Here is an 8,400-nt window from a genome sequence, read left to right as displayed (position 1 = left end):
ATATCGAAGCCAGAGTTGTTTAAATTATTTGCCCATCTTTGTTTTATTATTTTTAGCTATCTTTGTCGGTTAATTAAATTAATTTAGACAATGATATACGGTTACATTAGAGTAAGTTCTGACAAACAGACTGTTGAAAACCAACGTTTTGAAATTGGTAATTTCTGTGAGAAAAACAACCTAACTATTGATGTTTGGGTTGAAGAAACCATCTCGGGGATGACAAAAGTGGAGAATAGAAAACTTGGTAAGCTCCTTAAAAAAATGAAGAAGAATGATGTGCTTATTTGCTCGGAGTTGTCGCGGTTGGGGCGTAACCTCTTGATGATTATGGGGGTGCTGAATGAGTGTATGAACCGCGATATTCAGGTGTGGACTATCAAAGATAATTATCGCTTGGGGAGCGATATCAATAGCAAGGTGCTGGCGTTTGCTTTTGGTTTGTCGGCTGAAATTGAACGCAACCTTATCAGTCAGCGTACCAAAGAGGCTTTGGCTCGCAAAAAAGCGGAGGGGGTAGTGTTGGGTCGCCCAAAAGGTAGTAAATCTTCCAAAACGAAACTTACGGGAATGGAGAAGCAAATTAAGGAGCTTTTGGACAAGAAGGTGTCGTATTCGGCTATCGGGCGTATTTTGGGGGTACATCGGCTTACGGTAAGTGCTTTTGTAAAGGAAAGGCTGGAAAAATTTATGTAAAGAGGGGGGAATTACCTTTGGCAAACTCTTGAAGTTTGCCAAAGGTGTGGCATAGTTGTTTTTTTAGACTTGAATAACGCCTAAATTGAAGGGGCGCTCAATGGGTGCGTGGTTGGCGGCTTCTATGCCTATAGAAATCCAATTGCGGGTTTCTAATGGGTCTATCACTGCATCTGTCCAAAGGCGAGCGGCTGCGTAATAGGGTGAAATTTGAGCATCGTATTTGTCTTTTATAGTGTTGTAGAGTTGTGTTTCTTTTTCAGGGGTGAGTTCTTCGCCTTTCTTTTTGAGGGTTGCGGCTTCTATTTGCAAGAGTACTTTGGCGGCTTGCGCTCCGCCCATTACGGCTATATTGCCTGATGTCCAAGATACAATAAGGCGGGGGTCGTAGGCTTTACCGCACATTGCGTAATTGCCTGCACCATAGGAATTGCCTATAATAACTGTAAATTTGGGCACTACGGAATTGGCTACGGCATTGACTAATTTAGCTCCGTCTTTGATGATACCTCCGTGTTCGGATTTAGAGCCTACCATAAAGCCTGTAACGTCTTGAAGAAAAACAAGTGGTATTTTTTTTTGATTACAATTGGCTATAAAGCGGGTTGCCTTGTCGGCACTATCGGAATAGATAACGCCACCAAATTGGAGTTCGCCTTTTTTGGTTTTTACTACTTTTCGCTGATTGGCTACGATGCCTACTGCCCAGCCATCGATGCGGGCATAACCTGTGATAATGGTTTGTCCGTAGCCTTCTTTGTATTCGTCAAACTCGGAATTATCTACCAATCGGTAAATAATTTCTTTCATATCGTAAGGTTCGGAGCGCAATTTGGGCAAAATGCCATAAATTTCCTTAGGGTTTTTAGCGGGTTTTTGAGGTGTAACACGATTGAAGCCTGCTTTTTGTGCATCGGCTATTTTGCTCATAGTGCGGCGGACGCGGTTGAGTGCATCTTTGTCATCGAGGGCTTTATAATCGGTAACTCCGCTGATTTCGCAGTGTGTGGTGGCGCCTCCAAGTGTTTCATTGTCGATATTTTCGCCTATAGCGGCTTTTACTAAATAGCTGCCTGCCAAGAAAATACTGCCTGTTTTATCAACAATCATAGCTTCATCGCTCATAATGGGCAAATAAGCTCCTCCTGCCACGCAACTGCCCATTACTACGGCTATTTGAGTGATGCCCATACTGCTCATCATCGCATTGTTGCGGAAGATGCGCCCGAAATGCTCTTTGTCGGGGAATATTTCATCTTGCAAAGGGAGGTATACGCCGGCACTATCGACAAGGTAGATGATGGGCAAGCGATTTTCAATAGAGATTTCTTGAGCACGAAGGTTTTTCTTGGCTGTAATAGGGAACCAAGCTCCTGCTTTTACGGTGGGGTCGTTGGCTACAATCACGCATTGTTGTCCTTCTACATAACCGATTACTACTACCACGCCTGCTGAAGGGCAACCGCCGTGTTCGGGGTACATACCATCGCCTGCAAAAGCACCAATTTCAATATATGGAGCCTCTTTATCTAACAGATAATCTATGCGCTCGCGAGCTGATAGCTTGCCTTGAGCGTGAAGTTTTTCGAGGTTTTTAGCACCGCCTCCTTCTTTTACTTTTTTGAGGCGTTTGCGCAATTCGCTAAGTGCTAACTTGTTAAAATCGTCGTTGCTATTAAAATCTAAATCCATTTTCAGTAGTATATGAAAGCGCAAAGATATGAATAATAATTCATTATAAATTAAAATTTGGTGCTTTTTATTGCTTTAGGATTGTCAATTGCATTTTAATTCGTACATTTGCAGCATCAATAACTTAAAAACAAATCGAAAAAAATGACAAAACACAAGTACACTAGAACCCAAACCAGCCTACACCCAGAAATTATCGACTTGCTAAATGAACAAGTAAGCAAAGAAGCTGAAGCGAGCTCACTTTACTTGGCAATGGCGTCTTGGTCGGAGTACAACGGTTATCCTCGTAGCGCTGAGTTCTTTTACGATCACGCTGTGGAAGAGAGAGATCATATGATGAAAATCTTCCGCTTTTTGAACGAAAACGGAGCTCGTGCATACGCTCCTAAAGTGGGTGAAGTGCAACAAGACTTTGAATCTCTTAAAGAGGTTTACGAAAAAACTTTAGAACACGAAATTAAAGTTACTCAATCTATCTTTGCTATATTCAAAAAAGCACGCCAATCTGACGACTATGCTTCTGAAAACTTCCTACAATGGTTTGTACAAGAGCAGCTTGAGGAAGAGCGTTTGGTGCACTCTATCTTAGACTTGTTTGAGTTCTACGATGAAAACTCATCACCTATAGACCTTAAACTAATTGACGACCGTATTCCATTGGAAGGAAAGGAGTAACAAAATGATTTTAGTAACTGGTGGTACAGGGCTGATTGGCAGCTCCTTGCTTTTTTACCTTACGCAAAATAAGGAGCATAAAGTGAGGGCTATCTATCGTAATGCGGATACCTTACAGCGAGTAAAACAACTATTTAACAGCCTATCTAACAATGGCGAAGCGCAATTTGCTGCTATTGATTGGGTAGTTGCCGACCTTAATGACATCCCTGCGCTTGAAAAAGCGTTTAGGGATGTTACTTTTGTTTTTCACTGTGCGGGACTCATCTCTTTCAAACCGAACGATTTTGATAAACTTATAGAAGTGAATGTACAGGGCACGGCAAATATTGTGAACTTGTGTATTGACTTTGGGGTGAAAAAGCTGTGCTATGTGAGTTCGGTAGCTACGCTTTCGGCAACTCCTAACAAACTAATTACCGAAGAGAGCGACTGGAACAACGAGGAAAACAACACTGATTACGCTATCAGCAAACACGGTGGCGAAATGGAGGTGTGGCGTGGCTCGCAAGAGGGGCTAAAAGTGGTGGTGGTAAACCCTTCGGTGGTGCTAGGCAGTGGTTTTTACGACAGTGGTTCGGGACTGTTATTCAAGAAAATAGCTGAAGGATTGTCTTACTACCCCTCGGGAGGCACGGGCTTTGTAGCGGTAACTGATGTTGTACGCGCTATGATACTACTGCAGTTTTCGGAAATTGAAAATAGGCGTTTTATACTCAATACGGCTAATTTAAGCTATCACTCTCTTTTTGAAAAAATAGCCCAAGCAATGGGCGTAAAAGCTCCTACAAAACTTGTATCGCATAAAAAATTGCGCTTATTGGCTCGATTGGATGCTTTTTTGAGCTTTTTACACTTGAAAAAACAGCAACTTTCACTATCGGCAGCTGATGCTTTGGGGCTTACAACTACTTATGATGGTAGTGCCATAGAAAAAGCTATCAACTTTAAATACAGCGATATAGACGATGTAATAAAAAAGAGTGCAAAGGGACTAACAAAATGAATGCGAATTTAAATCCTAATAAAGAAAATTACAGTAGCCAAGAATTGGATATAGAGCGGGCACTACGTCCGCTTTCATTTTCTGATTTTGCAGGTCAGGAGGCTGTATTGGAGAATCTGAAAGTATTCGTAAAAGCTGCGAATATGAGGCAAGAAGCACTCGACCACACACTATTTCACGGGCCTCCGGGACTGGGAAAAACGACCCTAGCGCATATATTGGCTAACGAATTGGGAGTGGGGATAAAGATTACCTCAGGTCCTGTATTGGACAAACCGGGTGATTTAGCTGGGTTGCTGACTAACCTAAAAGAACGCGATGTTCTTTTTATAGACGAAATACATAGGCTAAGCCCTGTGGTGGAAGAGTATCTGTATTCGGCAATGGAGGATTATAAGATTGATATTATGATTGAATCGGGTCCTAACGCACGAACCGTACAGATAAAACTCAATCCTTTCACTCTGATAGGTGCTACTACACGCTCAGGGCTATTGACGGCTCCTATGCGGGCTCGCTTTGGAATACAAAGTCGCTTGCAGTACTATTCTACCGAATTATTAGCCGAGATAGTGCAACGCAGTGCTACTATCCTAAAAGTACCCATTAGCGCAGAAGCAGCTACCGAATTGGCAAGCCGTAGTCGTGGTACGCCCCGAATTGCAAATGCTTTGTTACGGCGCATTCGCGATTTTGCACAAATAAAAGGTAATGGAAAAATTGATATAGAAATCACTCGTTTTGGGCTTAAAGCTCTAAATGTAGACGCTCACGGACTAGACGAAATGGATAATAAGATTTTAGCTACCTTGATAGATAAATTCAAAGGAGGGCCTGTAGGGATTAGTACGCTTGCTACTGCTGTTTCGGAAAGTGCGGAAACAATTGAAGAAGTATACGAACCTTTCTTGATACAAGAAGGCTTTATAGTGCGCACTCCGCGAGGTCGTGAGGTTACCGACTTAGCATATAAGCACTTAGGACGCTTAAATCCTGAAAAACAACCTTCACTTTTTGACTAACCCCCAAAAAAAGAAAGGCTATCTAAGAATTAAAAACTCTCAGATAGCCTTTCTTCTATTTATAATAAGGCAAACCTAATTAAGCTAAAGCCTCAGAACCGCCTACAATTTCAATAATCTCACCTGTAATTGTAGCCTGACGTGCTTTATTGTAAGTAAGTATAAGCTCATTTTTAAGCTCTTGCGCATTATCAGTAGCTTTATGCATAGCCGTCATACGGGCTCCGTGCTCAGAAGCTACAGAATCACGCAAAGCTTTAAACAACTGCATTTTTAACGAACGAGGTATCAATTCCTCCACTATCTCACGTTTAGAAGGCTCGTAGATATAATCAGTAACAGCTTCTTTAGAAGATACTGGTTGAATTGGTAAAAATGTTTCGGTAGTTAATATCTGAGTAGCTGCATTCTTAAAGCTGTTATACACAAGCACAATTTGATCAAATTGTTGCGAGGTGTAAAGTTGCATCAGCTCAGAAGCAACATCGGCAGCTGCGGCATAAGATAAATTATCAAATATATGATTGTTATTAGCCAATACCTTATCTGTCTTTCTCAGAATATCATTACCTTTTTTACCAAGTGTATAGAAGTGCAATTGCTTACCTTTGAAGGTAGTTTGCTGCAACTCCAACACTTTCTTCACTACACTCGAGTTGAAAGCACCACAAAGCCCACGATTGGAGGTAATAGCCACTATAAGTACATTTTTTGTTTCACCTGCTCGTGGATTATACACATTCTCGCTGCCTAAAGCTGAACTGAGATGCTCTAACAATTGTTTTAACTTGTAAGCATAAGGTTTCATTGATAGAATAGCATCTTGCGCTTTCTTAAGTTTAGCTGCCGATACCATTTTCATAGCTCCCGTGATTTGCATCGTAGAGCTCACTGATGAAATCCTGCTTCGTATTTCTTTTAAATTTGCCATTGTATCAATTTAGCATTCGCAATTTATATTGCGGTTAAAAAGAGTATTTCTGATAAACATCTATATCTTCTATCCTTCTCAATGAAGGCGACTTACTATGGAATAGCTGTGAGGCTAAAATAATAAACTCTTCTAAATCAAAACCTTGAATAGTACGTCCTAAAAGAAAAGAGATAGTATATTCTTGCCAATTTTTGCCTTTTTCTTTTGCAATAGCGGCTACTTGGTTTAGCACTTCCCACATTTCAGCTTCAGTAAGATACTTACACCAATAGCACCATTTAGCTAATGAGGCAGCACGGCATAAATCCCAAGCGTAAGCACTTTGTACAGCTGCTACTTCTGCTACTTCTATTCCCAAACCTTTGGCTATTTGTTTCTGTATTTTGCTAAGCTCAGCAGAAGTTTGTGTGAGTGCTGGGCGGAACTGCTGCGAACGCTTCAGTGCCAATAAGTCGCTTAAGGTAGCTTTAGCACTTGCAGTATCGGTAACACTCCACTGCTGGCGCAATCCCGACTGATACCTATCTAACACCTCTTTAGGCATAAGGCTTGTAAGGTTCTCACCGCGATAATAAGCTAATATCGCCCCGTAAGTAAGCAAACGTTTTTGCTCGTCTGTAAGCGGTTGCTGATTGATGTGCCCTACTTGTCCTTGTAAGCGCTTCTTTGCATATAGGTTAGTTACCAAAATTTGTAGTCCAACCGCCACTACTATTATAATAATTATATATACATAAAAAGGCATAATAATTTTCTATGATGTTAAATTATTTAATGTATTTTTCTGCTAATTCCTTAGCTACTTTTTCAAGAGTAGCGGTAATCTCATCGGTGAGTTTACCTGCTTTAAGCTCGTCCAACACATCGCGATGTGAAATATTCAGAAACTCTAAATATTCTTTCTCAAATTCTTTTATCTTATTTACAGGCACTTGGCGCAATAAGTTTTTAGAGCCTGCATAAATAATCGCAATTTGATTTTCTACAGGGTAAGGGTCGCTTTGTGATTGTTTTAATATCTCAACATTACGCTTACCTTTTTCTATAACCCCCATAGTAGCAGCATCAAGGTCTGAACCAAACTTAGCAAAAGCCTCGAGCTCACGATATTGAGCTTGGTCTAACTTCAGCGTACCCGCTACTTTTTTCATTGATTTAATCTGTGCTGAACCACCTACTCGCGATACCGAGATACCCACGTTGATAGCAGGGCGTACCCCAGAGTTAAAGAGGTCGGACTCTAAGAATATCTGTCCGTCAGTAATAGAAATCACATTGGTAGGGATATATGCTGATACGTCACCTGCTTGTGTTTCGATGATAGGAAGAGCCGTAAGAGAGCCTCCTCCTTTCACTAAATGCTTGATAGTATCAGGAAGATCGTTCATTTGGCGTGCAATAGTATCATCGCCAATCACTTTAGCAGCACGTTCTAAGAGGCGAGAGTGCAAATAGAACACGTCTCCAGGGTAAGCTTCACGTCCGGGTGGGCGGCGCAATAACAACGACACCTCACGATAAGCCACCGCTTGTTTAGAAAGGTCGTCATAAATAATAAGTGCTGGGCGACCTGTGTCGCGGAAATACTCACCTATAGCAGCACCCGCAAAAGGCGCATATACTTGCATAGGTGCAGGATCGGATGCATTAGCCGCCACAATAGTAGTATATGCTAAAGCACCTGCATCTTCCAATGTTTTGGTAATACCTGCTACGGTTGAAGCTTTTTGTCCTATAGCCACATAAATACAATATACAGGCTTACCTGCATCGTAAAACTCTTTTTGGTTTAGAATAGTATCTATACACACCGAAGTTTTCCCTGTTTGTCGGTCTCCAATCACCAACTCACGTTGCCCACGACCAATAGGTATCATTGCGTCAATCGCTTTAATACCTGTTTGTAATGGTTCATTCACTGGCTGACGGAAAATAACCCCTGGTGCTTTTCGCTCTAAAGGCATTTCGTAAAGTTCCCCAGTAATAGGACCCTTACCATCTATAGGCTGCCCAAGAGTATTTACCACACGCCCTACAATACCTTCACCCACGTTGATAGAAGCTATCAGTCCTGTGCGTTTTACAGTATCTCCTTCTTTAATATCGGTTGATGTACCTAAAAGAGTAATCCCTACGTTATCTTCTTCAAGGTTAAGTACAATACCTTTTAATCCATTTTCAAATTTTACCAACTCACCATATTGAGCATTCGACAGCCCAAAAATACGAGCAATACCATCACCCACTTGCAATACCGTACCCACTTCTTCAAGTGAAGCATCAGCATCAAAATGTGCTAATTGTTCTTTTAAAATTGCTGAAATTTCAGCGGCTTTAATTTCTGCCATCTTTTTCAGTTATTAATTTTAGTC

General features: G+C 41.3%; 8 protein-coding genes. 4 read left to right on the top strand and 4 right to left on the bottom strand.

The genetic code is table 11. The features are described from left to right. The first annotated feature begins 90 nt into the window (after nucleotides 1-90). Nucleotides 91-696 carry a master DNA invertase Mpi family serine-type recombinase gene (locus HMPREF9075_RS10020; protein WP_009416469.1) on the top strand — a complete coding sequence of 202 codons (606 nt, stop codon included), beginning with the start codon at nucleotides 91-93 and terminating at the stop codon, nucleotides 694-696. Between the two features lie 63 nt (nucleotides 697-759). On the opposite strand, the gene HMPREF9075_RS10015 is transcribed toward HMPREF9075_RS10020, so the two are convergent. Next, on the bottom strand, nucleotides 760-2,388 hold the full coding sequence (locus HMPREF9075_RS10015; RefSeq protein WP_009416468.1) for an acyl-CoA carboxylase subunit beta: 1,629 nt from the start codon (nucleotides 2,386-2,388) through the stop codon (nucleotides 760-762). A 144-nt stretch (nucleotides 2,389-2,532) separates the two neighbouring features. Between HMPREF9075_RS10015 and HMPREF9075_RS10010 the strand changes: the two genes are divergently transcribed. The 3 genes from HMPREF9075_RS10010 to ruvB are packed head-to-tail and all read left to right on the top strand — an operon-like array spanning nucleotide 2,533 to nucleotide 5,094. Further along, a complete protein-coding gene (locus HMPREF9075_RS10010; RefSeq protein ID WP_009416467.1) occupies nucleotides 2,533-3,066 on the top strand; it encodes a ferritin in 534 nt (177 codons plus the stop codon). Between the two features lie 4 nt (nucleotides 3,067-3,070). Then, a complete protein-coding gene (locus HMPREF9075_RS10005; RefSeq protein ID WP_009416466.1) occupies nucleotides 3,071-4,072 on the top strand; it encodes an SDR family NAD(P)-dependent oxidoreductase in 1,002 nt (333 codons plus the stop codon). Then, complete coding sequence (gene ruvB, locus HMPREF9075_RS10000; RefSeq protein ID WP_009416465.1) at nucleotides 4,069-5,094, top strand: Holliday junction branch migration DNA helicase RuvB; 1,026 nt, start codon at nucleotides 4,069-4,071, stop codon at nucleotides 5,092-5,094. The genes HMPREF9075_RS10005 and ruvB overlap by 4 nt, the downstream gene beginning before the upstream one ends. A gap of 79 nt (nucleotides 5,095-5,173) precedes the next feature. On the opposite strand, the gene atpG is transcribed toward ruvB, so the two are convergent. From atpG to atpA, 3 genes are read right to left on the bottom strand one after another with little or no spacing between them, the layout of a single operon-like run. Beyond that, the gene (gene atpG, locus HMPREF9075_RS09995) at nucleotides 5,174-6,025 is read right to left on the bottom strand and encodes an ATP synthase F1 subunit gamma (RefSeq protein WP_034557511.1); all 852 of its coding nucleotides are present in this window, start codon (nucleotides 6,023-6,025) and stop codon (nucleotides 5,174-5,176) included. 34 nt (nucleotides 6,026-6,059) lie between these two features. Next, nucleotides 6,060-6,773 (bottom strand): DUF1266 domain-containing protein, encoded by a 714-nt coding sequence (locus tag HMPREF9075_RS09990; protein ID WP_009416463.1) that lies wholly within the window; start codon nucleotides 6,771-6,773, stop codon nucleotides 6,060-6,062. Nucleotides 6,774-6,795: 22 nt separating this feature from the next. Further along, nucleotides 6,796-8,376 (bottom strand): F0F1 ATP synthase subunit alpha, encoded by a 1,581-nt coding sequence (atpA, locus tag HMPREF9075_RS09985; RefSeq protein WP_009416462.1) that lies wholly within the window; start codon nucleotides 8,374-8,376, stop codon nucleotides 6,796-6,798. Between the last annotated feature and the right edge of the window lie 24 nt (nucleotides 8,377-8,400).

This window comes from Capnocytophaga sp. oral taxon 332 str. F0381 (assembly GCF_000318275.2).
Classification (GTDB): Bacteria; Bacteroidota; Bacteroidia; order Flavobacteriales; family Flavobacteriaceae; genus Capnocytophaga; species Capnocytophaga bilenii.
The sequence above is the reverse complement of the archived record's forward strand: the minus strand, read 5'-3'. Positions and strand labels throughout refer to the sequence as shown.

Bases quoted from the DNA above. Each gene is read 5' to 3' on its own strand.
- HMPREF9075_RS09990 (WP_009416463.1), bottom strand. From the start codon at position 6,773: ATGCCTTTTTATGTATATATAATTATTATAATAGTAGTGGCGGTTGGA.
- ruvB (WP_009416465.1), top strand. From the start codon at position 4,069: ATGAATGCGAATTTAAATCCTAATAAAGAAAATTACAGTAGCCAAGAA.
- HMPREF9075_RS10005 (WP_009416466.1), top strand. From the start codon at position 3,071: ATGATTTTAGTAACTGGTGGTACAGGGCTGATTGGCAGCTCCTTGCTT.
- HMPREF9075_RS10015 (WP_009416468.1), bottom strand. From the start codon at position 2,388: ATGGATTTAGATTTTAATAGCAACGACGATTTTAACAAGTTAGCACTT.
- atpG (WP_034557511.1), bottom strand. From the start codon at position 6,025: ATGGCAAATTTAAAAGAAATACGAAGCAGGATTTCATCAGTGAGCTCT.
- HMPREF9075_RS10020 (WP_009416469.1), top strand. From the start codon at position 91: ATGATATACGGTTACATTAGAGTAAGTTCTGACAAACAGACTGTTGAA.
- atpA (WP_009416462.1), bottom strand. From the start codon at position 8,376: ATGGCAGAAATTAAAGCCGCTGAAATTTCAGCAATTTTAAAAGAACAA.
- HMPREF9075_RS10010 (WP_009416467.1), top strand. From the start codon at position 2,533: ATGACAAAACACAAGTACACTAGAACCCAAACCAGCCTACACCCAGAA.